At 65.3% G+C, this 23985-nt stretch carries 21 protein-coding genes and 3 pseudogenes; 11 read left to right on the top strand and 13 right to left on the bottom strand.

Annotation, left to right across the window (positions count from 1 at the left end; all coding sequences use genetic code 11):
* Positions 1–19 precede the first annotated feature (19 nt).
* The gene (locus tag ACQVLG_RS14360) at positions 20–859 is read left to right on the top strand and encodes a PhzF family phenazine biosynthesis protein (RefSeq protein ID WP_474295242.1); all 840 of its coding nucleotides are present in this window, start codon (positions 20–22) and stop codon (positions 857–859) included.
* A gap of 189 nt (positions 860–1048) precedes the next feature.
* Complete coding sequence (locus tag ACQVLG_RS14355; protein WP_474295240.1) at positions 1049–3262, top strand: S9 family peptidase; 2214 nt, start codon at positions 1049–1051, stop codon at positions 3260–3262.
* Between the two features lie 73 nt (positions 3263–3335).
* Here the strand turns inward: ACQVLG_RS14355 and ACQVLG_RS14350 are convergent, their stop codons facing one another.
* The 3 genes and pseudogenes from ACQVLG_RS14350 to ACQVLG_RS14340 all read right to left on the bottom strand — a co-directional run bounded on the left by ACQVLG_RS14350 (position 3336) and on the right by ACQVLG_RS14340 (position 6450).
* Positions 3336–3521: a CsbD family protein gene (locus ACQVLG_RS14350; protein WP_116743435.1), complete on the bottom strand. Its 186-nt coding sequence runs from the start codon at positions 3519–3521 to the stop codon at positions 3336–3338.
* Between the two features lie 154 nt (positions 3522–3675).
* Positions 3676–4322, bottom strand: a pseudogene (locus ACQVLG_RS14345) (class I SAM-dependent methyltransferase).
* Between the two features lie 70 nt (positions 4323–4392).
* Entirely contained in the window at positions 4393–6450 is a 2058-nt protein-coding gene (locus ACQVLG_RS14340) for a M13 family metallopeptidase (protein WP_474295238.1), read from the bottom strand.
* A gap of 161 nt (positions 6451–6611) precedes the next feature.
* Here ACQVLG_RS14340 and ACQVLG_RS14335 point away from each other — a divergent pair, with 161 nt between their 5' ends.
* Positions 6612–7439, top strand: a complete 828-nt coding sequence (locus ACQVLG_RS14335; RefSeq protein ID WP_230538580.1) for an HDOD domain-containing protein — start codon at positions 6612–6614, stop codon at positions 7437–7439.
* Positions 7440–7617: 178 nt separating this feature from the next.
* Complete coding sequence (locus ACQVLG_RS14330; RefSeq protein WP_474295236.1) at positions 7618–7914, top strand: flagellar protein FliT; 297 nt, start codon at positions 7618–7620, stop codon at positions 7912–7914.
* Between the two features lie 417 nt (positions 7915–8331).
* Here the strand turns inward: ACQVLG_RS14330 and ACQVLG_RS14325 are convergent, their stop codons facing one another.
* Positions 8332–9465: a type IV pilus assembly protein FimV gene (locus tag ACQVLG_RS14325; RefSeq protein ID WP_474295234.1), complete on the bottom strand. Its 1134-nt coding sequence runs from the start codon at positions 9463–9465 to the stop codon at positions 8332–8334.
* Positions 9466–9637: 172 nt separating this feature from the next.
* Between ACQVLG_RS14325 and fumC the strand changes: the two genes are divergently transcribed.
* From fumC to ACQVLG_RS14310, 3 genes are all read left to right on the top strand, one after another.
* Positions 9638–11032 (top strand): class II fumarate hydratase, encoded by a 1395-nt coding sequence (gene fumC, locus ACQVLG_RS14320; RefSeq protein ID WP_474295232.1) that lies wholly within the window; start codon positions 9638–9640, stop codon positions 11030–11032.
* Between the two features lie 96 nt (positions 11033–11128).
* Complete coding sequence (locus tag ACQVLG_RS14315) at positions 11129–11350, top strand: RNA-binding S4 domain-containing protein (protein ID WP_092798343.1); 222 nt, start codon at positions 11129–11131, stop codon at positions 11348–11350.
* A gap of 125 nt (positions 11351–11475) precedes the next feature.
* Positions 11476–11763 (top strand): hypothetical protein, encoded by a 288-nt coding sequence (locus tag ACQVLG_RS14310; RefSeq protein ID WP_230538584.1) that lies wholly within the window; start codon positions 11476–11478, stop codon positions 11761–11763.
* Here the strand turns inward: ACQVLG_RS14310 and bufB are convergent, their stop codons facing one another.
* The 9 genes from bufB to ACQVLG_RS14265 all read right to left on the bottom strand — a co-directional run bounded on the left by bufB (position 11764) and on the right by ACQVLG_RS14265 (position 19843).
* Positions 11764–13395 carry an MNIO family bufferin maturase gene (gene bufB, locus ACQVLG_RS14305; protein ID WP_474295230.1) on the bottom strand — a complete coding sequence of 544 codons (1632 nt, stop codon included), beginning with the start codon at positions 13393–13395 and terminating at the stop codon, positions 11764–11766. It lies immediately after the preceding gene.
* A 17-nt stretch (positions 13396–13412) separates the two neighbouring features.
* Positions 13413–13715 (bottom strand): BufA1 family periplasmic bufferin-type metallophore, encoded by a 303-nt coding sequence (locus ACQVLG_RS14300; RefSeq protein ID WP_230538586.1) that lies wholly within the window; start codon positions 13713–13715, stop codon positions 13413–13415.
* Positions 13716–13936: 221 nt separating this feature from the next.
* Positions 13937–14137 carry a YjfB family protein gene (locus tag ACQVLG_RS14295; RefSeq protein ID WP_071079054.1) on the bottom strand — a complete coding sequence of 67 codons (201 nt, stop codon included), beginning with the start codon at positions 14135–14137 and terminating at the stop codon, positions 13937–13939.
* A gap of 57 nt (positions 14138–14194) precedes the next feature.
* Positions 14195–14719, bottom strand: a complete 525-nt coding sequence (gene mobB, locus ACQVLG_RS14290) for a molybdopterin-guanine dinucleotide biosynthesis protein B (protein ID WP_230538587.1) — start codon at positions 14717–14719, stop codon at positions 14195–14197.
* Between the two features lie 95 nt (positions 14720–14814).
* Positions 14815–16302 (bottom strand): alkaline phosphatase family protein, encoded by a 1488-nt coding sequence (locus tag ACQVLG_RS14285; protein WP_474295227.1) that lies wholly within the window; start codon positions 16300–16302, stop codon positions 14815–14817.
* 100 nt (positions 16303–16402) lie between these two features.
* On the bottom strand, positions 16403–17113 hold the full coding sequence (locus ACQVLG_RS14280; RefSeq protein WP_474295225.1) for a general secretion pathway protein GspB: 711 nt from the start codon (positions 17111–17113) through the stop codon (positions 16403–16405).
* A 1-nt stretch (position 17114) separates the two neighbouring features.
* Positions 17115–18749: an ExeA family protein gene (locus ACQVLG_RS14275; protein WP_474295223.1), complete on the bottom strand. Its 1635-nt coding sequence runs from the start codon at positions 18747–18749 to the stop codon at positions 17115–17117.
* A 51-nt stretch (positions 18750–18800) separates the two neighbouring features.
* On the bottom strand, positions 18801–19325 hold the full coding sequence (locus ACQVLG_RS14270) for a hypothetical protein (RefSeq protein WP_474295221.1): 525 nt from the start codon (positions 19323–19325) through the stop codon (positions 18801–18803).
* 230 nt (positions 19326–19555) lie between these two features.
* Entirely contained in the window at positions 19556–19843 is a 288-nt protein-coding gene (locus tag ACQVLG_RS14265; protein WP_029496217.1) for a hypothetical protein, read from the bottom strand.
* A 346-nt stretch (positions 19844–20189) separates the two neighbouring features.
* Here ACQVLG_RS14265 and ACQVLG_RS14260 point away from each other — a divergent pair.
* From ACQVLG_RS14260 to ACQVLG_RS14245, 4 genes and pseudogenes are all read left to right on the top strand, one after another.
* Positions 20190–21061 (top strand): annotated as a pseudogene (locus tag ACQVLG_RS14260) (glucosamine kinase nucleotide-binding domain-containing protein).
* Positions 21062–21063: 2 nt separating this feature from the next.
* Complete coding sequence (locus ACQVLG_RS14255) at positions 21064–21798, top strand: GntR family transcriptional regulator (RefSeq protein ID WP_052140116.1); 735 nt, start codon at positions 21064–21066, stop codon at positions 21796–21798.
* Positions 21795–22906 (top strand): annotated as a pseudogene (gene nagA / locus ACQVLG_RS14250) (N-acetylglucosamine-6-phosphate deacetylase). The gene ACQVLG_RS14255 and the pseudogene nagA overlap by 4 nt, the downstream one beginning before the upstream one ends.
* Positions 22896–23909, top strand: a complete 1014-nt coding sequence (locus ACQVLG_RS14245) for an SIS domain-containing protein (protein ID WP_152285307.1) — start codon at positions 22896–22898, stop codon at positions 23907–23909. The pseudogene nagA and the gene ACQVLG_RS14245 overlap by 11 nt, the downstream one beginning before the upstream one ends.
* Positions 23910–23985 lie beyond the last annotated feature (76 nt).

The following is a 23985-nucleotide window of genomic DNA, read 5'->3' as shown; positions in this document are numbered from 1 at the left end:
CATGCACAAGGAGCACACCATGCGGCAACCACGCCCCTTCAGGCAAGTCGACGTCTTCAGCACGGTTCCCTTCTCGGGCAATCCGCTGGCCGTCGTGCTAGACGCGAATGGCCTCGACGCCGCGCAGATGCAGGCCATCGCGCGCTGGACGGGCCTGTCGGAAACCACCTTCGTGCTGGCGCCGCGCGACCCGGCCGCCGATTACCGCGTGCGGATCTTTTCGCCCGAGATGGAATTCCCGTTCGCCGGCCACCCGACCCTGGGCACGGCGCACGCCCTGCTCGATGCGGGCATGCAGCCCAGGGGCGCGCGCATCGTGCAGGAATGCGGCGTCGGCCTGGTGCAGATAGAACGCGGTGCCGGCGGCGTGCTGGCGTTCCAGGCGCCGCCCTGCAGCACGCGCGCGCTCGCCCCGGATCTGCTGCCGCTGCTGCAAACGGCGCTGGGCGGAGAACTGGCCGCTGGCGCCACCATCGCCGACATGGGCATCCGCTGGCTGTGCGTGCCGCTGGCCAGCGCCGCCGCCTGCCTGGCCGTGCGCGCCGACATCGCCGCGCTGACGCCATTGCTGGCCGCCGCCGGCGCCGACGGCCTGGCGCTGTACGGCCCGCACGGCGCAGGCGGGCCGGCCGACTACGAAGTGCGCGCGCTGCTCAGCGAGCATGGCGCGCTGGTCGAAGACCCCGTCACGGGCAGCGCCAACGCCTGCATCGCGCACCTGCTGGCGGGCGCCGACTACACGGTCCGCCAGGGCACGTGCCTGCAGCGCGACGGCCGCGTGTCCGTGACTTTCCGCGATGGCCACGCCTGGATAGGCGGCGCATGCCTGACGGTAATCGAAGGCACGATATTGGCCTGAACGGGGCAAAGCGCCATGGAATGGGCGGCTGCTGGACATTTTTGACGAAGGAAATATGGCCAGGAACGCCATATTCCGTGGCATGGGCTATCGCATAAACAGGCACGCTCTGGTATCGTCTTACGCTTAGGCAACGCTCAAGCTCGCCTTAACATGCAGTGCCCTTCCCTTCCAACTACCGAGACATCCATGCGTTTTATTCTTTGTTTCCTGGCCGCGATGGCCAGCGTTCCCGCATCGGCTGAAAAGCTGACCCTGGAACGCATCCACGCCGATCCGGCGCTGGCCGGCCCCGGCGTGCGCAACCTGAAGGTCTCGCCCGATGGCGAGCGCGTCACCTTCCTGCGCGGCCGCGCCGACAACCAGTTCCAGCTCGACCTGTGGGAATTCAAGCTGAAGGACAAGAGCACGCACCGCCTGATCGACTCGAAGGCGCTGGTGCCGAATGAAACGATTTCGCCCGAAGAGCAGGCGCGCCGCGAACGCGAGCGCACGGCCAGCCTGAACGGCATTCTCAGCTACAGCTGGTCGCCGGACGGCAAGCAGCTGCTGGTGCCGCTGGCCGGCAATCTGTACCTGGTCGACGCGGCCCACCCGGACAAGGCGCGCCTGGTCGCCAAGGGCAATGTGCTCGATCCGAAAATCTCGCCGAAGGGCCGCTACGTGTCGTTTGTGCGCGATCAAAACATCTATGTGATCGACCTCAAGACGGACAAGGAACGCCAGCTGACGACCGACGGCAAGGGCACGATCCGCAACGGCGAAGCCGAATTCGTGGCGCAGGAAGAAATGGGCCAGCGCACCGGCTACTACTGGGCGCCGGACGATTCCGCCATCGCCTATAAACGCTACGACGAAGCGCCCGTGCCCGTCGTGCGCCGCTTCGAAATCTTCGCCGACCGCACGGACGTCGTCGTGGAACAGCGCTACCCTGCCGCCGGCGACCCGAACGTGCTGGTGCAACTGCTGACCGTCTCGCCGGAAACGGGCGCGCAGCGCCAGGTGGACCTGGGCACGAACCCGGACATCTACCTGGTGCGCGCCGACTGGAGCGCGGACAGCAAGTCGCTCGTCTACCAGCGCCAGTCGCGCGACCAGAAGACCCTGGACCTGGTCGCCGTCGACGCGGCTACCCTGGCGCAGCGCACCTTGCTGACGGAAACGTCGACAACCTGGGTCAGCATCCATGACGACCTGCGCTTCCTGTCGAACGGCACCTTCCTGTGGTCGTCCGAGCGCACGGGCCGCAACCATCTGTACCTGTACGACATGGGCGGCAAGCTGCTGCACCCTGTCACTTCCGGCGAGTGGGGCATCGACAGCGTGCTGGCCGTGAACCAGAAGACGGGTAAAGTGTTCGTGTCGTCGAACCGCGACGCCGTGATCGACAAGCAGACCTACGCCCTGGCCCTCGACGGCAGCACGGCCGACAAGCCGCAGCGCGTCACCAAGGCCGACGGCTGGCACGACACGACGTTCTCGCGCAACGGCGAAGTCTTTGTCGACACGTATTCCGACCCGGCCACGCCGCCGCAGGTGAGCATCCGCCGCCCGGACGGCGCCATGGTGGGCTGGCTGGAAGAAAACGCGCTGAACGCCGGCCATCCATACGCCAAGTACAAGGCCGACCACCTGCCGACCGAGTACGGCACCCTGAAGGCCAACGATGGCCAGACCCTGCACTATTCGATCGTCAAGCCGTCGAACTTCGACGCGGGCAAGCGCTACCCCGTCTACCTGTCGACGTATGGCGGCCCGCACTCGCAGCACGTGGCTCGCCGCTGGGGCAACAACTTCGACCAGTACATGGCGCAGCAGGGCTTTGTCGTCTTCCGCCTCGATAACCGGGGTTCGTCGCGCCGCGAGCGCGCGTTCACGGACGCCATCTATCACAACCTCGGTGCGGCCGAAGTGGCGGACCAGCTGGTCGGCATCGACTGGCTGGCCAAGCAAAGCTTCGTCGATGCGAAACGCATCGGCGTGTTCGGCTGGAGCTACGGCGGCTTCATGACCCTGCGCCTGCTGTCGGCAGCATCGGACAAGATCGCCATGGGCGTGTCGGTTGCGCCCGTCACCGACTGGTCGCTGTACGACACCCACTACACGGAGCAATTCCTCGGCATGCCGAAGGAAAACGTGGACGGCTACAAGGCCAGCACCGTGTTCGCCCACCTCGACGGCCTGAAGTCGCCGCTGCTGCTGGTGCACGGCATGGCCGACGACAACGTCTTGTTCAGCAACAGCACGCGACTGATCGACGCGCTGGTGAACCGCGGCGTGCAATTCGACCTGATGACGTATCCGGGCGCCAAGCACGGCATCTCGTCGCGCGCGGGCCAGCGCCACGTGTACAAGAAAATCGAGCTGTTCTTCAAGCAAAACCTGATGAAGCCAGCACAGTAAGCTTGCGCTGCATCAAATAAAAAACCGCCGCCTGTCTCGCGACAGGCGGCGGTTTTTTTATGTGTACAGCAAATTACGGTTTGCGCGTGATGGTTTCCACCGCGTCTTTCACATCGCCAACCTTCTTCTGCACTTTGCCTTCGACCTGGTTTGCCAGGCCCTTGGCTTGCTGTTCTTCGCTGCCGACGACTTTGCCAGCGGCTTCCTGGATTTTACCGCCGACTTCCTTCAGTTTACCTTCGACTTGATCTTTGTTCATGATGGATCCTCACTGTAGTTGGTACATCTGTTGTCCAGCCCATCAGGGCCGGTACTGCGGCTCACACGCTGCTTGTTGCGTGTCGATGTGTCCATAGTACGCAGTGGGGATCAAAGGCTCTGTACGGTTCCTAACACAGTGCCAACATCGTCGATCAGGCCGTCAAATCCTTGCGCCAGACGGTGGCCAGCCACGGCTGCTGCTCGCGCGGCAGGCCCGGCGGACGGTAGTATTGCTCGACCAGGCTGAAACCGGCCGCCTGCACGTGGCGGCCCACGTCGCTTCGTCGTGGTAGCTGCCGTAGCGCGCGCCATTCCAGCCTTCCTCGTTCTGCCCGCGCGGGTTCGAGCTGAACAGCACGCCGCCCGGTTTCAGGCACGCGTACAAAGCGCGCAGCACGCCGGGCAAGGCGGCGCTGGGCACGTGGAACAGCACGGCATTCGCGAACACGCCGTCGAAGTGCGCGGCCGGCAAATCGAGGTCGACGAAATCCTGCTGCCACACGGTGCAGCCGCTGTAGGCGCGCGCCATCCCGACGAAACGGGGGCAGCCATCGACGCCCGTTGCGTGGTGGCCCAGGCCCGTAAACGCCTTCAGGTCGCGGCCGGGGCCGCAACCGAGGTCGAGAATCGCCAGCGGCGCCGGCTTGCCGATGGCGTTCAGCAGCGCGCTAATGTTCTGGCTGACGTCATGGTCGCGCGTGCCTTCGAAAAACTGCTCGGCGCTGGCATCGTAGTGGGCCAGGGTGCGGCCCGTGATGGCGTGGATGGGATCTTGCTGGTCTTGCGAGGTCGGCTTCATGGCGCTCCAATCAGTAATCACGCCATTTTACGGCGCCGGCGCATTGCGCGTCCGGCACCGTCCACATTGTCTACCAGACGCGCACGCGCTGTTCCGGCGCCAGGTACAGCTGCTGCCCCGGCTGGACGTCGAAGGCCGGATACCAGGCGTCGAGGTTGCGCACGGTGGCGGCGCGGTATTGCGCCGGCGCATGGCCATCCGTGAGGATTTGCTGGCGCGCCGCCGCTTCGCGCGCCTTGCTGCGCCAGCTGACGCCATAGCCCGTGAAGAAATCGCGGTCGGCGTCCGCCTGCGCCGGCTTGCCCTGTTGCGATAGCGCAAACGCGTCATGCGCGGCCGCCACGCCGGCCAGGTCGGCCAGGTTTTCGCTCAGGGTCAGCTGGCCATTCACGGCCAGGTCGGGGAACGGTTTGTAGGCGGCGAACTGCGCCACCAACTGCTTGGATGCCGACTGGAAATGCGCCAGGTCGGCCGGCGTCCACCAGTCGCGCAGCTTGCCCTGGGCGTCGAACTGCGCGCCCTGGTCGTCGAAGCTGTGGCTGATCTCGTGGCCGATGGTGGCGCCGATGCCGCCATAGTTGGCCGCGTCGGACGCTTGCGGGTCGAAAAACGGCGGTTGCAGGATGGCGGCGGGGAAATTGAGCGCATTTTGCAGCGGCAGGTTGACGGCGTTGACCAGCTGCGCCGGCATGGCCCAGGCCTTGCGGTCGGGCGCCTGGCCCAGCTTGGCCAGTTCCTGCCGGTAATGAAACTGCTCGGCCCGCTGCACATTGCCCAGCGCATCGCCGCGCACCACGCGCAAGCCCGCGTAGTTTTCCCACCGTTCCGGGTAGCCCACGCCCACGTACAGGGTCTTGAGTTTTTCCTGCGCCTGCGCCTTGGTGGCCGGCGCCATCCAGTCCAGCTTGTCGATGCGGCGCGAGAAGGCGGCGACGATATTCGTCACCATGTCTTGCACGCGGGCTTTCGATTCCGGCGGGAAATAGCGATCCACGTACAGCTTGCCGACGGCGTCGCTCAGGGCCGCATTCGTCGCGGCCAGCGCGCGCTTGCTGCGCAGCGACTGCTGCGGCGTGCCGCTCAGGGTGCTGCCATAGAAGGCGAAGCGCTGGTCGGCGGCCGCCTTCGGCAAGGTGGTACTGAAATGGTTGATCGCGTGGAAGGAAAGAAAATCCTTCCACGTGGCCAGCGGCACGCTCGCCACCAGCGCGGCGCTGCCCGTCATGGCCGACGGGTGCCAGACGATGAAATCCGTCTGCTGGCCCAGCCCTGCCGCCTGGAAGAAGGCTTTCCAGTCCAGGCCCGGTGCCTTGCTGGCGAAGTCGGCGGCGCGCCACGCGTTGTTGCCCTTGACGACATCGGCCGAATCCTCGCGGCTAGCGTGACTCGCGGCAATTTGTTGTTCCAGCGCAAACACGCGCGCGGCGCGGGCCGGCGCATCGCCGTAGCCGGCCTGCTTGAGCATGGCCGCGATATGCGCCTGATAGCCCGCGCGCAAGCCCTGCATGCGGGCGCTGTCGCCCTGGTAGAAGGCGCGGTCGGGCAAACCCAGGCCGCCTTGCAGCAAGTAGGCAACGTTGCGCGTGGTGTCGTTCAAGTCTTGCGCCACCCACAGGCCGAACAGGTTTTCCGTATAAAAATTGGTGGCGTTGAGCGGATCGACATCGGCGCGCAAGCTTTCACCCAGCGCGCGGGCCAGCCCCGTCCGGTCGCGTATGCCATTGATCTTGGTCAACAAGGGCTTGATCGGCGCCCAGCCTTTCGCTTCGATAGCCGCTTCATCCATCCAGGAACGGTAAAAATCACTGACCTGGCGCGCGGACGCGTCCGCCTGCGGCGTAGCGGCCAGGCCTTCGACGAGGCCGATGATGCGTTCGTTGGTGGCGTTGGACAGGATGGCAAACGAGCCCCAGCTGCTGCGGTCGGCGGGAATTTCCGTGCTGCGCAGCCAGTCGCCATTCACGTAATCGTAGAAATCGTCGCCGGGCAAGGTCTTCGCGGCAGCGGGCACGGCCGCTTGCTGGCCATGCGCCTGGGCCGGCAAACCGGTCAGCGAGGCGCCGGCCAGGGCGAGGACGATGGCGGCCTGGACTGGCGTCCGGGACCAGGAAAAACGCAGACCGTGCATGGCGATCCTTTCGATGAAATAGCTGAAAATGAGCTGAAACCAGGGCTGAAATCATAGCCTGTTTCCCGCCCAAAATCCGCCCCTGAACTTTTTTGCATGCGGACAAAAAATCAGCATATAGTTGCACGACCCCGTACCGCGCGAACGCCAAGGAGATTGCCATGCAACTGGAAGCGCTGTTCCAGCATCCCCACGCCCTGCCCGCCGCCCCGAAGATCGTCGATGAACTGGTGCGCAGTTTCGACAACCCCGCCTGTGCCACCGAAGACATCGCGCGCCAGCTGAGCGCGGATCCTGTGCTGAGCGCCAAGCTGCTGCGGCTGGCCAATTCGGCCTATTACCACGTCTCGCGCAGCATCGGCACGGTGGAAGACGCCGTGCTGATGCTCGGTTTTGTGACCGTGCGCACCCTCGTCATCAGCTCGGGCCTGGTCAGCGGATTCAAGACCGTGCCCGGACTGAATCTGCAGCAGTTCTGGCGCTACAGCCTGCACAGCGCCGTGTCGGCCCGCTGGATCGCCAGGCAGACGGGTGACAACCAGGACCTGGCGTTCACCATCGGCATGATGCATGCGATCGGACAACTGGTGATCCATGCCGTCATGCCCGAGCAAGCCATGCAGCTCGACAAGATCGCACCGCCGCTCGATGCGCGCCGGCTCGATGCGGAACGGGTATCGCTGGGCTATGACTATGCGCAAGTGGGCGCCGAACTGGCGCGCCGCTGGAAGTTTCCGCCCGCCTTTGCCGAGGCCATCGCCGCCTTTCCCGATCCGCTGGCCAAGGCGCCGTTGAACCGCCTGGCCGCCATCATCCACCTGGCCGCCTGGCGCGCGCGCATCGAGGAAAATGCGTTGAGCAATGAAGAAATCATCGCCTGCTACCCGAATGAAGTGGCTGAAGCGCTGGGTTTGCCGCCCTCCGTGCTGGTCGACAAGATGCCGCCGCCTGCCGAACTGAGCGCAGGGTTGGAAGAACTCGTCAAATAAATCCACCGCTGCCGGTATCGCCACCCCAGCATCCATGCGGGTTTGCGGGCGATTCCGGCGGCACGCCAAAATCAGGCAAATTATTTTCACTTTTTTTTCAAAAACACCCTCAAGTTCCCGTTGGACCCGCCGTTAATCTAGACAAGCGGTAATCCATTCACTAGTTACGGGTGTGCTCATGACCTCCAACGACGTTCTCTCGATGTATGAAAATATTGCAGGAATGACCAACAAAATGGTCGTGGCCGCACGTTCGAGCGACTGGGATGACCTGGATACCCTGGAAAACCAGTGCGCCAGCGCCGCCAGCGCGACCATGGCGGGCAGCATGCCTGCCCAGGCCGGCGCCTCGCGCCAGCGCAAGATCGATTTGCTCAAGCAAATCCTGGCAAACGACCGCGAAATCCGCGCCATCACGGAACCGTGGATGACGCAGCTGTCGAACGTCATGCCGGGATCGCGCGCCCGCATGTAAGAAGCAGCCGCATCAGAAACGATAAAAGCACCCGAGGGTGCTTTTTTTACGCCTATCGCCTTGGCAGTGAGCGCGCCATCTGCGGCGCGCGGGAAGCAAAGGGGGAGAATTTGGAAGGCGAGCCCCAGGTATCTCCTGGCGTCGCCTCGCTGCCGGTTGCATCCGGCGTTCGCGAGCACATCGTCGGCATCGCGAACCGCTTCCAGACCCAGGCGTTTATGCAACGCTACACCTGTTTGCCGCGCCACACTATCGTTGGTGACTGCGCCAGGCTGGGGCTGTTTTGTCGTAGAGCAAGTCCACTGAATTAATCATAGCACCATCTTTAAGAAACAGGCAACGTGATTGGCAAGCGTTCCCATGTATTTTTTCAATATCTTTTTTTATATCAAATTGGAGTGCGGCCTTGCAGCGGCATTAACGCGAGAACGGCTCCGCTTCCGGCTCGGCCACCTGCCCCTCCTCCACCGTCTCCGTCAGCACGGGCACCTCCTTCTTCCTGCGGCCGAACGGCTTGCGCAGCAAAACCCAGTATTTCGACGGCGTGCCCGGCCCCGCCCCTTGCCTGCGCTTGCGCACGGCATACACGATGAGCGCCGTCACCAGCAGGAAGAGCAAGGTGCCGACACCGAGCCACAGCAAGCCGTTGCCTCCCGGCTTCTTTTCCTTGTCGGCAGCCGGCGCCGCGTGCAGGGGCTTGGGCTTGGCATGGGGCGCTTCCGCCACGGCTGGCGCGGCAGCAGGCGGCACGGCCGCGGCGGCAGGCAGCGCCAGCGCCTTTTGCAAGGCGCCGATCTTGCCCTCCAATTCGCCGAGCTTGTCATTCAGGGCCGTATTTTTCTCGTCCAGCGCCACGCACGCTGCCGCCTGCCCGGCATCGGCCTGCGGCGCGCAGGCGGCCACGGGCGCCGTGGCGCGGCGCAACGGCGGCGGACGCAGCGCGGGAGCGGCTGGCGCAGGCGCGGCGGGCGGCGGCACGAACACCTTGGCCGGACGCAACATGCCCTCTGCCCGCGCGCGGGCCGCCAGCGCGGCAGCATCGGGCGGCGGCGCTCCGGCCACGGCGCGCGGCGGCGCTACAGGCATGAGCGCGGGCACTGGCGCGGGCGCCGGAACAGCTTGCCTGGCTGGCACACTGGCGGCAGCGGGCGGGGCCGGCGTCAGCCACAAGGTGCCCAGGCGCACGACGGCACCATTGCCACTGCCCAGCAACAAATACAGATGCACGTGGCCAGCCTGGATCGCTTGCCGGGTGGTCACGCGCACATACTGCCGCCCACCGCGTTCAAACGGGCTGATCGCCAAGGTTTGCAGGGCAGCGTCCATGCCGATGCCGCCGCCCCGGTACACATCGGGCGAAGCCAGGCGCACGGCCACGCCGCCGGCTTCATCGGGCGCCAGCGCCGTCAGCTCGATCTCGGCCAGCAAGGGCTGGCCCACGTGCGACAGCACGGCCATGTCGCCCAGTTCGGCCGCCATGACGGGCGGCAAGGCCAGGCTGGCGGCGGCGCACGCGATCAGGGACCAACGGGGAAAGATGCTGCTCTGCATGGACTGATCGCTTTGATAACAAGATAAATAATGGAGACTCGCCTGTCTTTAACGGCAGGAAATCGCAAAAATATAGATGAGCCAAGGCAAAAATGATGCAATACAGCATCATCCTGTGCCTTTTTGACGTCTGGAGTACACTCGATCCACCTCCATCGATGAAAGGGATGCCATGAGTAGCAGAATCGAACGCGACAGTTTCGGCCCGATCGACGTACCCGCCGACCGGCTTTGGGGAGCGCAAACGCAGCGCTCGCTCGAGCACTTCCATATCTCCACGGAAAAGATGCCGCCCGAACTGATCGCCGCCCTGGCCACCGTCAAGCGCGCGGCCGCCCACGTCAACCTGGACCTGGGATTACTGGATGGCAAAAAAGCCATCGCCATCACGCAGGCGGCCGACGAAGTACTGGCCGGCAAGCATGACGGGGAATTCCCGCTGGCCGTCTGGCAGACGGGTTCCGGCACGCAAAGCAATATGAACATGAATGAAGTGCTGGCCAACCGCGGCTCCGAGCTGATCGGCGGCTTGCGGGGCGCCGAGCGCCTGCTGCACCCGAACGACGACGTCAACCTGGGCCAGTCCTCGAACGACATCTTTCCCACCGCCATACACGTGGCGGCCGCGCTGGCCGTCGCCCACACCGTCTTGCCGCCGCTGCGCCAGCTGCGCGCCACGCTCGACGCGAAAGCGACGGAATTTGCCGACATCGTCAAGATCGGCCGCACGCATTTGCAGGACGCCACGCCCTTGACCCTGGGCCAGGAATTTTCCGGCTACGTGGCGCAGCTGGACTTTGCCGAGCACATCATCACGGCAGCGCTGCCGCCGCTGCTGCAGCTGGCCGCCGGCGGCACGGCCGTCGGCACGGGATTGAATGCCCACGTGGAATTTGCAGGCCGCATCGCCTTTGAGCTGGCGCGCCTGACGGGCCAGCCGTTCGAAACGGCCAGCAACAAGTTTGCCGCCCTGGCCGCCCACGATGCCTTGGTCGCCGCCCATGGCGCCTTGAAAACCCTGGCCACGGCCCTGATGAAAATCGCCAACGACGTGCGCTGGATGGCGTCCGGTCCCCGTTCCGGCCTCGGCGAAATCACCATCCCCGAAAACGAGCCGGGCAGCTCCATCATGCCGGGCAAGGTCAATCCCACCCAGTGCGAGGCGCTGACCATGCTGTGCTGCCAGGTATTCGGCAACGACGTGGCCATCACCGTGGGCGGCGCCTCGGGCAATTTCGAGCTGAACGTCTTCAAGCCCTTGATCGCGCACAACTTCCTGCAAAGCGCGCGCCTGCTCGGGGACGGCATGCGCAGCTTCGACGCGCATTGCGCGCACGGCATCGCACCGAACCGTGGTCGCATCGCCGAACTGATGGAACGCTCATTGATGCTGGTCACGGCGCTGGCACCGCACATCGGCTACGACAAGGCGGCGCAAATCGCCAAACAGGCCCAGCACGAAGGCACGACCCTGAAGGAAGCGGCGCTGGCCCTGGGCTTTGTGACGGAAGAGCAATTCAGTGCATGGATCGTTCCCCTGGAGATGACGCAGCCCAACAAAAGTTAAGGCTCAGCCTGCATTCCCCCTCGCTTCATGTAAACTATGACCTTAGTTGACACTGTCATTCAGTGTTGAAAACACATCGTTGCAATAAGGGATACAATGCAAAAAGTAAGCTTTGATTTAACATCCGAGTTCGTCGAGCTGAACCAGCTGCTGAAGCTGGTCGGCCTGTGCGACAGCGGTGGCGCAGGCAAGGTCATGGTCGATAGCGGCGTGGTGAAGGTCGATGGCAAGAAGGAATTGCGCAAGACCGCCAAGATCCGCGCCGGTCAGGTGGTCAGCGTGGGCGATATCCGTATCACGGTCGTCGGCCCCGTTTGATACCGGCATGGGGTGCGAAAGCAGCCCCATGCGTCCAGCCAGCACCCCTGCCAGCCCGGCTGCCCAAGTCAAGCTGCGACACGTCGTTATTGTCAGATAAATATCGATTGCAGAAGGGAAGCGCCATGGACCATCCCGAACAAGGTACGCGCAGCCAGGAACGCCTGATCGGCGACTTGCGCCAGGTAATAGAAAACGCGGAAGAATTACTGCGCAACACAGACAAATATACCAGCAGCCTGTACCAGAGTGCGCGTGCCAGGCTGCAACTGGCCCTCGTCGCGGCCACTGCCGAGCTTGCCCGCTTTGAAGAGGAGCAAGTCACCCGCATGATGGACGCCACCCTGGCCGCGAATGCCCTGTACCGCGATCAGACGGGCGAAGCGCGCCTGCTGCGGGCCTTCGAGTCATAGTTACGCCACCAGCACCGCATGCGCCAGCCACTGGCGCAAGTGCGCGGCCAGGTCGAAGGCCGGATCCAGCTCGAACGCCGCATCGAGCGCGGCGCCGAACGTCTGCCCCTGCCGCAAGGCTTGCAAGGCGGCATGCGCGGCCACATCCAATATCAGCACCTGCGCCTTCCAGCGCGGCCGGCACACCAGCGCCTGGCTGGCCACCTGCAGATCTTGCGGAAAGATCGCCGAACCGTCCCCCTCCTGATGCGCCTGCCACATGGCCGCCACCTGCCAGCCGGACGCCAGCAAGGCGCAAGCGGGATGCAGGGTAAAACGGCGCGCTTCCAGCTGATCCGGGTGCAAGGCGGCCAGCGACTCGGGCGCCAGTGCCTGCGCATCGGCCGCGTAATGGGCCAGGTGCAAGGCCCATTCCAGGCGCGCCATGTCCGGCAGGTAAGGCAGCTCATCCACAGGCGGGAACGCAGCAAGAAAATCGGCGAAACGGGCGCCAAACTGGTTCAAATCGGCGCTATCGGATGGCATCCTCCGGCCGTATGCACGCGCCAGGCCGCCAAAGAAATCCTCGCCCACCAGCGCCAGCACGACGGGATAGGCGTGCGCCAGCGTGCGGCGCCAGGCGGCGCTCAAGTTGCCACGGTACAGTGAAAAACGCTGCGGCACCACGTCTCCCGCGAACGCTGGCAATGTTGCCTCAGTATCCAGCAAGGCGGTGGCGAACGCTTGCTGGCCAGCAGCCAGCGCGCCTGGCGACGCGGCCGGCGGCGGTGACGGCAGCGGCGGCATCGCGTGCCACGGCGCATGTTGCGCGTGGCGCGCCAGCATGCCTTGCGCCTTGTCCGCCTCGCCCAGCAGGATATCGAGCGGCGGCAAATCCGTGTCCCATTCGACCAGGGTGGGCACGGCGCCAAAGCGCTGCAAGGCGGCCGCATACAAATCCCAGACGGGATCGGCCACGGCGGCCCCATGGTGGTCGATCACGGCGTGCGGCGTCAGCAGGTGGCCGCCCAGGTGCAGCTCGCCCACGCTGCCCGGCGCAATCGATTGCATGGCCGCCAAGGCGTCTTCGCCGTGATTGCACTGGTTCACATACAGGTTATTGATATCGAGCAGCAGCCCGCAACCGCTGCGGCGCGCCAGTTCCGTCAGAAATTGCGCTTCGCTCATGGCATCGTCGGCAAAACGCAGGTAAGTGGAGACATTCTCCAGCAAGATCGGCCTTTTCAGCACATCCTGCACCCGCCCTACTCTTGCGCACAGTAAATCGAGGGCGGCGCCATTCAAGGCCAGCGGCAACAGATCATTGAGTTGCTGCTGCGCCACGGCGCCCCAGCACAGGTGTTCCGACACGAGGGCCGGCGCGATGCCTTCCACCACCGCGCGCACGCGCTGCAGATGGGCCTCGGAAAAGCCCCGGACGGATCCCAGACCCAGGCCCACGCCATGCAGGCTGAGCGGGTAGTCCTGGCGCAGGGTTTGCAGCACATGCCAGTCCCAGCCCGAAGGCTGCAGATAATTTTCAGTGTGCACTTCCAGCCAGCCGACCTTGGGCCGGCGCGCCAGGAAGTCGCGGTAGTGCGCCGCGCGCAAGCCGACGCCGGCGCCGGCTAGCGCGAGGACGGGCGGCGGCATGGGCGGGCGGCGGACGCTCAGGGCTGCGTGGCCGGCTTGGCAGCCTTGGCGGCCTTGACGGGTTTCACGGAGCCGCCCGCCTGTTCGCACGTGCCCTTGGCAACATATGCCCATTCCGTGGGCAAGTTGTCCGCCTCCGCCTGTCCCGCGCAGGAATGCGCGCCATCGGACGAAGCGCAATCGTTCTGCCCCGCCTTGGCCACGCCATAGCATTTTTCCTTGTCGCCGGGGGCGGGACCATCGTGGGCGGCCGCGTTGACGGTGGTGCCGGCGCACAGGCCCGCGAGGGCGGCGGCGATGAGAGCTTGACGTTTGTTCATGGGGAATCCTCTTGCATGGGTCAAAGTAAAGTGGGCACGCCCCGGGCTGCACGATGGACAACGCGAGGTGATGGACGTCATTCTACTGAATCGGCCGGGTCATGGCGAACGGAGACGGGAGGAAGGCGAAAAGACAAACAAAAACGCCCACGCGCCACCGTCGATGACGGTGGTGTGGGCATGGGTACGACCAGCGCCGGACGGGCGCTACCGACCTGCGCTCAGGCTGTCGTGTTGATGCGGTTACCGAGGTGAGCCGGCAGGCTCGGCGCCGACTGTATCGGTGGCAGCGCTTCCAGCAAGGCAGTGGCAGTCGAACTTTGAATATCCTGCGCTTTTTTCAGGACAGTCAAACCGACGGCTTGACGCGTGCCTGTCTCCGCCATCGTGGTTGACAGTTGAGCAATGCTTGCGACGTCCATACGTTTCTCCAATGAGGTTCTACCCTTGTTAACGGATGCTGCCGGCAAACCTTTAACTTATTTTTCAAGCCTGTGCAGCAGCCAGGCCAGCACATGCTCGCGCGCATTCAAGTCCAGCCATTGCACGCCCTCGCGCAGATCGTCCGGTGCCGGGCTGTCGGAGGCGACGGCGATCACATGCGGGTCATGCGGATACAGGGGCGCTTGCCCCACTTCCGGGCGAAACACTTCCAGCTTGGGGATGGGATCCGTCTTGAAGCCCTCGACCAGGGTCAGGTCTGCCGGCCCCATGCGGGCCAATTGCTGCGCCAGGCTCGGTTCCGGCGCGCCGCGCAGCTCATGCACGATGGCAAAGCGATACGGCGACGCCACCAGCACTTCCGCCGCGCCCGCCAGGCGCAGGCGGGCGCTGTCCTTTTGCGGCGGCTCCAGCGCCAGGTCATGGTGGCTGTGCTTGACCAGGTTGACGCGCAAGCCGCGCGCCGCCAATTCCTTCACCACAAATTCCAGCAGGGTCGTCTTGCCGCTACCGGAACGGCCGATCACCCCCAGTACCGGGTGTGCGGGCATCGCATCGTGCATGGTCACTCCTTGATTGAGAAGGAATGATTATACGCAGCCCCACCCGCGCATTGCCCAGCGCATTGCCTTGCCCAGTGCCAGGCTCATCGCCCAAATCAAGCGCCTCCGGATTTTCCGCCATTCCCGGCGCCGGCCGGCGCCGGCTTGCCACCCTGGCGCCGGCGCCGGCCTGCCGGCTGGGCCACATTTTTTCCCGCATTTCTCCCCGTATTTTTCCCATTCTGCGCCTGCACATTCCTGGCCATGCGCGCCAATTGCCGATGCGCGGCAAGCGCGCCCGCCTCGGCATCGGAGAGCGCGGGCACGGCGGCAGCAGCGTCCAGCTCGCCAGCCGTCGCCAGGTCAGCGGCGGGCTGGCAGGCGGGCGCCAGCGAGGCGAAATCCCGGGCCCGCACATCCGCTTCCCAGGCGGCACGCTGCGCCAGCACCGTAGCGGGCACGGCCGGCGCCGCGCGGGGCTGCGCCAGGGTCAGCACGGCGCCCAGGCCGCTGGCGGCCGCCACGCGCGCGCCCATCTGGGGCAAGCTGCCATCGGCGGCGCGGCAAAAGCGCTGCAGGATGGTTTTGATAATCGACGTGTGGTCGACCACCTGGTGGCTGACGCTGCCCGGCGCGATCAGCGGCGACACGAGCAGCATGGGCACGCGCACGCCATACTGGCGAAACGCGGGGTCGTCGTCGTCGGCGGCGGGCGGCGGCACATGGTCGAAAAAGCCGCCGTGCTCGTCATAGCTGAGGATCAGCAAGGTGCGCGCCCAGGCGGGACCGCGCGACAGGGCCTGGTAGACCTGCGCCACCAGCGCCTGGCCGGCGCGGATATCGGCCGGCGGGTGGTCGTCGTTTTCAAAGAAATGCGGATCGATCCAGCTGACCGGGGGCAAGGTGCCGGCCAGCGCATCGCCGATGAAGCCATAGCGGCGCGCGCTGGAACCGAACGGCTCGTACCACTCGGACGAGCGGTAATGGTCGTCGCTGAAGGCCAGGCTCCAGGGCTTCCAGGCGGAATAAAATTTCCAGCCGACCTGGGCGCGGTCCAGGTGCCGCACGAAGGACTTGTTCGCATACAGGGGCACGCGCTTGCTATCCTTGCTGCCGGCCGCCTTGCCGCTGACCGCATACAAACGGTTGGGCCAGGTAGCGCCCGGCACGGAACTGTAGCAGCGGTCGCAGACGCAAAACTGCTGCGCCAGGAAATCGTACATGGGCAAGTCGGTCCCGTTGTAGTAACCCATCACCAGGTCGATGTCGGGGTCGCCCGGATGCGTTTGCGCATAGTCGTCGACGAAGCCGCCGTTATTGTTTTGCAATTGCTGCGCCACCGACTGGCCCGTATGCGACGGGTCTTGCTGCGGGCCGAAGGCCGTGCGCCGCAAATGGTGCACGGGATACGTCACGCCCGCATGCACGTTGGCATGGCTGGCCTGCAAGCCGTCGATATCGGCACGCCCGCCTTCCAGGCTCAGGTAGCCAAGCATGTGGTCGAACGAACGGTTTTCCATCATCAGCACGACGATATGCTCGATGCGCGCCAGGTTTTCCGGCGCATCCGCATCAAGCACACCCTCACCGGCAGCAGCAATCATGGGACCTCCCCGGCCGCGCGCACGGACGCGGCAATCCTGGTTCGACCAGGCCAGGCCAGTATGATTCAGCTACTGTACCCCTGCCTTGATGTGCAACAACTCAATACGGCACGCGGTAGCGGTAGCCCTTGAAACTGAAGATGGCCGCCTTCGGCTGCAGCTTTTCCAGCACCAGGCCAGGCGCCAGTTCCTCGCCTTCGTGGCGCAGCACCTTGTCGATCAGCAGCAAACGGTCGGCCGGATTCTTCGAATAAATATAGCCGCCGATGGCGATCGGGGGAATTTGCCGCTGTATCGGCTCGGGCAAGTCGCGCATGCCGGGCACGGCCTCTTCAACCGGCGGCGCGGGAGCAGGCGTTGCGGGGGGCGGGGCCACTACGGGCGGCGGCGCGGCCTGGCCCGGCGTTTCCTGCTTCGGTTCCGCCACGGGCCTGGCATGGTGTACGGGCGCAGCGGTGGCCGCCGCCGGCACGGGCACGGGCGCGGCGACCGCTGGCGGGGCCGCCACGGGCACAGGGACTGCCGGCATCGGCGCTGGCACAGCCTGGACCAGCACGGCAGGCGCGGCAGCAGACAAGGGAACAGGTACGGCTACAGGCGCCGCCGCGCCCGCCTGCCACGGCTGCCACAGCAGCAGTGCGGCAGCCACGGCCACCGTCACGCCGCCCAGCGCCAGCCAGACGGGCGCGCGCCGCGCCGCGCCGGACGCCGCGCCATCGTGCAGCTGCACTTGCGGTGCGTGGATCGACGGCAACTCGCCCAGCTGGCGCTCGGCTTGCGATTTTTTCAGTGCTTCAAGTATGTAGGACATCTTATTTCCCCGCCACCATCGCCGTCGCGGCGGGCGCCGCCACGGCAGGAGCAGCACCGCTCAGGCGCGGCTCCGCGTTGTCGCCCAGTTGCCTCAGGCGTATATATGTTTTCGGGCCCGCCAGGCCATCGGCCCGCAGGTTCTGGCTTTGCTGGAAAGCGCGCAGCTGGCCTTGCATCTCGGCATCGAGCGGCAGATTGGCGGCCGGCGCCGGCAAGCCCCGCTGCTGCGCCAGGCGCTGCGCCAGCCAGTCCACGTCGGCGCCGCGGGCGCCCAGCGGCACTTCATCGCGCCAGACGCGCGGGGCGCGCCAGAAGGTGGTAAAACTGCCATCGCTGCGCTGCGACAGCTGGGCCAGCGGCAAGCTGATCTGCTTGCCATCGAGCATCAAGGTGGCGGTATCATGCTGCAGGCGCGTCAGCAGCGCCGGCTGTTCCGTGCCACCCGCATCGCGCAAGGCCAGCATGGCGGGAGTGTCCAGCACGCGCAGTTCGGCGATGCCGCCACGGCTGTGCAAACAGCGCAGGCCGGCGCGCGCGCCCGCCTGGCAAGCGTCGCCGGCCGGCAACTGCTCGCCCCACAGGGCAGCCAGCTGGCGCAGCACGGCGTTGCGGTCCGGCACGCTCGCGGGCGCAGGCGCAGGCGCCTTTGCAGGAACAGCAGCGGCAACGGGCGCCGCCACGGCGAGCGCTTTCGCCACGGCCACGGTGGCAGGCGCATGCGGCATGAAATGCCAGGCCAGCGCAGCCGTCACCAGCGCGCCGGCCAGCACGCCACCGGCCACGTGCGGCCAGCGCAAGCCCCTTCCTGCAACCGGCTTGCCCTCTTCCGCAAACACTTCCTCGGCGGCGCGGCGCAGGATCTGGCGCGTCACCTGCGGCTGGTTTTCCACGTAGGCGCCCAGCAAGGCGCGGTCGCACAGCAGGTTGATGCGGCGCGGCACGCCCTTGCTCAAGGCATGGATGGGCGCCATCAAACGGGGCGCGAACGGCGTCTGCGCCGTGCTGCCCGCCACGGCCAGGCGGTGGCGGACATAGCTGGCCGTCTCGTCCGCCGTCAGCGAACCCAGGTGATAGCGGGCGATGACGCGCTGCGCCAGCTGTTCCAGCTCGGGCCGGGCCAGCATGGCGCGCAATTCCGGCTGGCCGATCAGGATGATCTGCAGCAGCTTGCGCTCGCTCGTCTCCAGGTTGGTCAGTAAACGCAGCTGCTCCAGCACGGCGGCGGACAGGTTTTGCGCTTCATCAATGATCAGCACATTATTCTTGCCCTGCGCATGGCTGGCCAGCAAGTGCGCATTGATGGCGTCGACATAGCCTTTCACGCTGGCCACGCCGGGCGCCAGGGCGATGCGGAATTCCTCGCAGATCGACAGCAGCAATTCCTCGACGGACAATTTCGGATTGAAGATATAGGCAAGCTGGCAATTTTCCGGAATCTGCTCCATGAAGCAGCGGCACACGGTGGTCTTGCCGGCGCCGATCTCTCCCGTCAGCAGCACGAAGCCGCCGCCGCTGCCCACGCCATACAGCAGGTGCGCCAGCGCTTCGCGGTGGCGTTCGCTCATGAACAGGTAGCGCGGATCGGGGGCGATCGAAAACGGCGATTGCTTGAGCTGGAAATAATGCGTGTACATGGAGACCCTGCGGATGAAACGATCAAAATGCGCTGCGGCAAGCCGATACCCTCAACGGGTGCGGGCGGGCGGCAAGGGCTTGTATTTGGCGCAATACACTTTCGCCTTGCTACGGAAGTAGACGATTTTACTGCCAGGCACGGAGCCACGGACAGGAAAGGCGGAATTGTCGAGTTTATTGAAACGCAGGCCAGAGGCGCCGCGGATGGCCGGTTCCAGCTTTTCCGGCGTCGAATCCGCCACCACGCCCATGAAGACGAGGGGACTGGTATCGTCGCTGACGATCACGTCGGTAACGGGCGCGCCCCACAGGGTCGCTTCCGTGCGGAACCAGTAGGCGCCCCCTTCATGCTTGTAGGCGGGGCCGAAGGCCGTCAGCAGGTAGGCATAGAAGGCCTTGTTGTCGATATGGTCGATGCACAGCACGGCATTGCCCACCACTTGCCCGAACGTGGACGGCGCCGGCTTGGCCTGCGCCAGCACGCCGGACACGGGCACGCCGAAGGCCAGCAGGGCGAACGCCGCCAGCAGGGCCGGCGCACGCCACGGGCGCGTCAGGGTACGGCGCAGGCGCATGATCAGCGCTTGCGCTCTTCTTTCTTGACCTTCTTGGCTTCCTTCTTTTCCTTCATGGTCTTGGCCGGTTCTTTCTTGGCTTCTTTCTTGCTGTCCTGTGCCTTGCTCATCATCTACTCCATGCCTGGGCGGAAATGCCTGGGCCATTATGACACTCCCCCATGAAAATGCCACCCGAAAAGCAAAACGGCCGCGCAAGGCGGCCGTTCCAGTCGTACGTCAGTGCCGGATCAGTGCAGGCACAGGCGGCGGCGCGTCTTTTCGATCAGCGCCGCATCGTAGGGATACAGGTTCTCGATGAAGAACAATTCCGTCTCCGCCTCGTCTTCCAGGCACATCTCGATCATGACCGGGCCATCGCTTTCGCGGCCCAGGAAATCCTTCGGCCAGCGGTTCTTGCGGTGCGTGCGCATCATTTCCATGCCCAGCGCGGCCAGCGGCGCCGACACGCCGGCGGCCAGCGCCTCTTGCTGCCAGTCGTCCCAGTAATCGCTCTTTGCTGCCTTGTCGTTCATCATGCTCTTCCAACTCAGGTGTAAAAGGCCGACTTTACTCTTCATGGCGTCCCTTGCCAAGCATGCACAAAAGCAATACCGCAACACCGGGCACAGACCAGTGGGAAAAAATTGGCATTAAACAAGGCCAATTTCAATACCATTCAATAAATACAAAAACTCCTTTACTAACAAATACTTGCAATCATTCCCTCGGGCATGGCACGACGCCGCGCAAGGCATTTGTTAATACCACTTAAATACCTGTTGACAAGCCATCGAGGCAACAATATAGTGCCTTCAGCTTTTTCGCCGCCCGACAAATAAAAACGAGACAGGCGCATCCAACCATACGCGGGACTGCACACACATGATCGAATACATAATCGGCGTCGACGGCGGGGGCAGCGGCACCCGCGTACGCCTGGCGCGCCTCGATGGCCAGGAACTGGCGCAGGGACAAAGCGGCCCTTCCGGCCTGGGCCTGGGCATCGAACGGGCCTGGACCTCCGTGGCGCATGCCGTCACCCTGGCCTTCCGCGCCGCCGGCCTGGAACAGCCGCCCCTGCAGCGCATGGCCATCGGCCTGGGCCTGGCCGGCGTGCACAACAAGCAGTGGGCCGCCAGCTTCATCGAACACAATCCCGGCTATGCCTTGGTGGCATTGGAATCGGATGCCCTGACCACCCTGCTGGGCGCGCATGCGGGCCAGCCGGGCGTCATCGTTGCCATCGGCACGGGCAGCGTGGGCGAAGTGCTGCACGCGGACGGCAGCCGCCACGAAGTGGGCGGCTGGGGCTTCCCCTCCGGCGACGAAGCGGGCGGTGCCTGGATCGGCATGCGCGCCATCAACCACGCGCAACAGGTGGCCGACGGGCGCGTGCCCGGCAGCGCCTTCGCCACGGCCGTCATCGATGCCTGCGGCGGCCAGCGCGACGCCATGCAGGTGTGGCTGGCGGCCGCCAGCAGACCAACTTTGCGCAACTGGCGCGCCTGGTGCTCGAACATGCGGCCACCAACGTGGTGGCGCACACCATCCTGACCGACGCGGGCCAGCAGATCGCCCTGATCGCCCGGGCGCTCGACCCGGCCGGCAGCTTGCCCGTGGCCCTGTGCGGCGGCCTGGCGGCGCCCTTGTCGGGCTACCTGCCGGCGGCACTGTTGCAACTGGTCGTGCCGGCACAGGGCGACTCGGCCGCAGGCGGCCTGCGCCTGATACGCAAGCACTTGCAGGAGCAATGACCATGCTGGCCAAACTGTCCGCCTTCAAACCCAATCCCGCCAGCGACACGCCGCTCTACATGCAGCTGGCGAACATGCTGTCGGACGGCATCGCCAGCGGCGACTGGCGCGCCAACCAGGCCTTGCCCTCGGAGCGCGTGCTGTCGGACATCCTGGAAATTTCGCGCGTGACGGCGCGCAAGGCCATCGACATGCTGTGCGACCGGGGCATGCTGACGCGCAAGCGCGGCTCGGGCACCTACATCACGCCCAAGCTGGAACAGCCGCTGTCGCGCCTGACGAGCTTTTCGGAAGAATTGCGCCAGCGGGGGTTTACCGCCGGCTCGCGCTGGCTGCAGCGCGATATCGGCTCGGCCGCGCCGCTGGAACTGCTGTCTCTGGGACTGTCGCCGCACATGCCGGTGGCGCGTTTGCGCCGCCTGCGCACGGCCGACGAAGTGGTGATGGCGATCGAGACGACCACCATCCCCGCCCTGTACATGCCGGACCCGCAGCAAGTCACCGATTCGCTGTACGGCTACCTGGAGTCGCGCGGCACCATCCCGATGCGCGCGCTGCAGCATATCCGCGCCGTCAACGCCACGGCGGAACAGGCCAAGCTGGCCAATATCAAGACGGGTGAAGCCATGCTGCACATCACCCGTGTCAGTTATCTCGACAACGGCGCAGCGGTGGAACTGACCCACTCGTATTGCCGCAGTGATTATTATGAATTCGTAGCGGAGTCGCGCAGATGAGCAGCACTATCAAAGGCAATATCCTTACCCCCGGCGGCTGGATCCACGGCGCCATCGCTTTCGGCGAGCGCGTCGACAGCATCGAGGGCGATTCCCTCCACCCGTCGGGCAACAGCGACGACTATATTTTGCCCGGTTTTATCGACCTGCACGTGCACGGCGGCGCCGGCAAGGACATCATGGAAGGCGGCGAAGCCGTCTACACCATCGCGGCCATCCATGCGCGCCACGGCACCACCAGCCTGCTGGCCACCACCATGACGGCGCCGCCGGAAGACATCGACATGGCCTTGACGGCCATCGGCATCGCCGCCAACAACCGCCGCCCGAACACGGCGCGCGTGCTGGGCGCCCACCTGGAAGGCCCGTACATCAATTCCGGCAAGCTCGGGGCGCAGCCGAACTACGCGCGCGCCGCCACCTTGGCCGAAATCGAACGCCTGCAAACGCTGGCCAGGCTGCGCGTCATTACCGTGGGCCGGAAATCGCCGGCCACCTGGATTTGGTGCGGGCCCTGGCCGACGCCGGCGTGCGCGTGCAGATCGGCCACACGCTGGGCTCCTATGAAGACGGCGTGGCCGCGCTGGAGCACGGCGCGGTGGGCTTCACGCACCTGTTCAACGCCATGAGCGGCCTGCATCACCGCGAGCCGGGCATGGTCGGCGCCGCCCTCGCGCACGCCGAATACGCCGAACTGATCCCCGACCTGCTGCACGTGCATCCGGGCGCCATCAAGGTGGCCCTGCGCGCCATCCCGCGCCTGTACTGCGTCACCGATTCGACCGCCGCCACCGGCATGCCGGACGGCGAATACATGCTGGGCCGCCACGCCGTGCAGAAATGCATGGGCGGCGTGCGCCTGCCCGACGGCACGCTGGCGGGCAGCACCCTGACCCTGGACCAGGCGCTGCGCAACCTGGTGGGACTGGGACTGGACCTGGCCGACGCGTCCAAGCGCGTGTCGACCAACGCCGCCGATTACCTGGGCCTGGAAGAACGCGGCCGGCTGGCCCCCGGCACTTACGCCGATCTGGTAGTACTCGATCGCGATCTCAAACTCAAAGCAGTGTATATAGAAGGAGAAATCTGTGACCTCAATGATGCTTAAAGAAGCCGTTTCCGCCGCCGAATGCGTCGCCCTGCAACTGGCCAGCGACACCGAACGCTACGCGGAACTGGGCCGCAAATTGAGGAGCACCTCGTTCTCGACCGCGCTGACCATCGCGCGCGGCAGCTCCGACCACGCCTGCAACTACGTCGCCTACCTGATCATGGCGCGCCTGGGCCGCGTCGTCGCGTCCCTGCCGATGTCGCTGGTGACCCTGAACAAGTCGCCGCTGGTGACGCGCGATACCCTGGCCATCTCGATCTCGCAATCGGGCCAGAGCCCGGACGTGGTCGAACCGATCCGCTACTTCCGCGACGGCGGCGCCACCACCGTGGCCCTCGTCAACGACATCGATTCGCCGCTGGCGCACGCCGCCGAATGGGCCATGCCCCTGCGCGCCGGCAAGGAACAAAGCGTCGCCGCGACGAAAAGCTTCATTACCAGCCTGGTCGCCGGCGCGCGCATGGTAGCCCAGTGGCAGAACGATCCCGAGCTGCAGGCAGGCCTGGAAGCGCTGCCCGAAGCGCTGCTCGAAGCGACCCGCGTCGACTGGTCGCCCGCCATCGACGTGCTGGCCCCGGCCCGCAACATCATGGTCGTCGGACGCGGCATCAGCTTCCCCGTGGCGCTGGAATCGGCCCTGAAATTCAAGGAAACCTCGGCCCTGCAGGCGGAAGCGTTCAGCGGCGCCGAAATCAAGCACGGCCCCATGGCCCTGATCGAAGACGGCTACCCGCTGCTGATTTTTGCAACCCGTGGCCCGACCCAGGCCGGCCTGCTGCAGCTGGCAACAGAGATGCGCGGCCGTGGCGCCAAGGTCTTGCTGGCGGCGCCCGCCGACGTGGCCGAGCGCGACCTGACCCTGCCCGTGGCGGCCACGCCGGATCTCGATCCGATCGTCGCCATCCAGTCGTTCTACGTGATGGCGGCAAAACTGTCGGCCGCGCGCGGCATGGACCCGGATGCGCCGCGTCACCTGAGCAAGGTAACAAAAACAAACTAAGCAACAAGTAGTAACTTACGCCCCCCCAAAGGCTGAGACGGGGGTCGGACCCTGAGGGTCCGACCCCGGCACTTGC

This window comes from Janthinobacterium sp. TPC_1, assembly GCF_056037845.1.
Note: the sequence above shows the minus strand (reverse complement) of the source record. Positions and strands in the feature narration are given on the sequence as shown.

Coding starts and splice junctions, on each gene's coding strand:
- ACQVLG_RS14360 (WP_474295242.1), top strand. CDS start 20: ATGCGGCAACCACGCCCCTTCAGGCAAGTCGACGTCTTCAGCACGGTT.
- ACQVLG_RS14355 (WP_474295240.1), top strand. CDS start 1,049: ATGCGTTTTATTCTTTGTTTCCTGGCCGCGATGGCCAGCGTTCCCGCA.
- ACQVLG_RS14350 (WP_116743435.1), bottom strand. CDS start 3,521: ATGAACAAAGATCAAGTCGAAGGTAAACTGAAGGAAGTCGGCGGTAAA.
- ACQVLG_RS14340 (WP_474295238.1), bottom strand. CDS start 6,450: ATGCACGGTCTGCGTTTTTCCTGGTCCCGGACGCCAGTCCAGGCCGCC.
- ACQVLG_RS14335 (WP_230538580.1), top strand. CDS start 6,612: ATGCAACTGGAAGCGCTGTTCCAGCATCCCCACGCCCTGCCCGCCGCC.
- ACQVLG_RS14330 (WP_474295236.1), top strand. CDS start 7,618: ATGACCTCCAACGACGTTCTCTCGATGTATGAAAATATTGCAGGAATG.
- ACQVLG_RS14325 (WP_474295234.1), bottom strand. CDS start 9,465: ATGCAGAGCAGCATCTTTCCCCGTTGGTCCCTGATCGCGTGCGCCGCC.
- fumC (WP_474295232.1), top strand. CDS start 9,638: ATGAGTAGCAGAATCGAACGCGACAGTTTCGGCCCGATCGACGTACCC.
- ACQVLG_RS14315 (WP_092798343.1), top strand. CDS start 11,129: ATGCAAAAAGTAAGCTTTGATTTAACATCCGAGTTCGTCGAGCTGAAC.
- ACQVLG_RS14310 (WP_230538584.1), top strand. CDS start 11,476: ATGGACCATCCCGAACAAGGTACGCGCAGCCAGGAACGCCTGATCGGC.
- bufB (WP_474295230.1), bottom strand. CDS start 13,395: ATGCCGCCGCCCGTCCTCGCGCTAGCCGGCGCCGGCGTCGGCTTGCGC.
- ACQVLG_RS14300 (WP_230538586.1), bottom strand. CDS start 13,715: ATGAACAAACGTCAAGCTCTCATCGCCGCCGCCCTCGCGGGCCTGTGC.
- ACQVLG_RS14295 (WP_071079054.1), bottom strand. CDS start 14,137: ATGGACGTCGCAAGCATTGCTCAACTGTCAACCACGATGGCGGAGACA.
- mobB (WP_230538587.1), bottom strand. CDS start 14,719: ATGCACGATGCGATGCCCGCACACCCGGTACTGGGGGTGATCGGCCGT.
- ACQVLG_RS14285 (WP_474295227.1), bottom strand. CDS start 16,302: ATGATTGCTGCTGCCGGTGAGGGTGTGCTTGATGCGGATGCGCCGGAA.
- ACQVLG_RS14280 (WP_474295225.1), bottom strand. CDS start 17,113: ATGTCCTACATACTTGAAGCACTGAAAAAATCGCAAGCCGAGCGCCAG.
- ACQVLG_RS14275 (WP_474295223.1), bottom strand. CDS start 18,749: ATGTACACGCATTATTTCCAGCTCAAGCAATCGCCGTTTTCGATCGCC.
- ACQVLG_RS14270 (WP_474295221.1), bottom strand. CDS start 19,325: ATGCGCCTGCGCCGTACCCTGACGCGCCCGTGGCGTGCGCCGGCCCTG.
- ACQVLG_RS14265 (WP_029496217.1), bottom strand. CDS start 19,843: ATGATGAACGACAAGGCAGCAAAGAGCGATTACTGGGACGACTGGCAG.
- ACQVLG_RS14255 (WP_052140116.1), top strand. CDS start 21,064: ATGCTGGCCAAACTGTCCGCCTTCAAACCCAATCCCGCCAGCGACACG.
- ACQVLG_RS14245 (WP_152285307.1), top strand. CDS start 22,896: ATGATGCTTAAAGAAGCCGTTTCCGCCGCCGAATGCGTCGCCCTGCAA.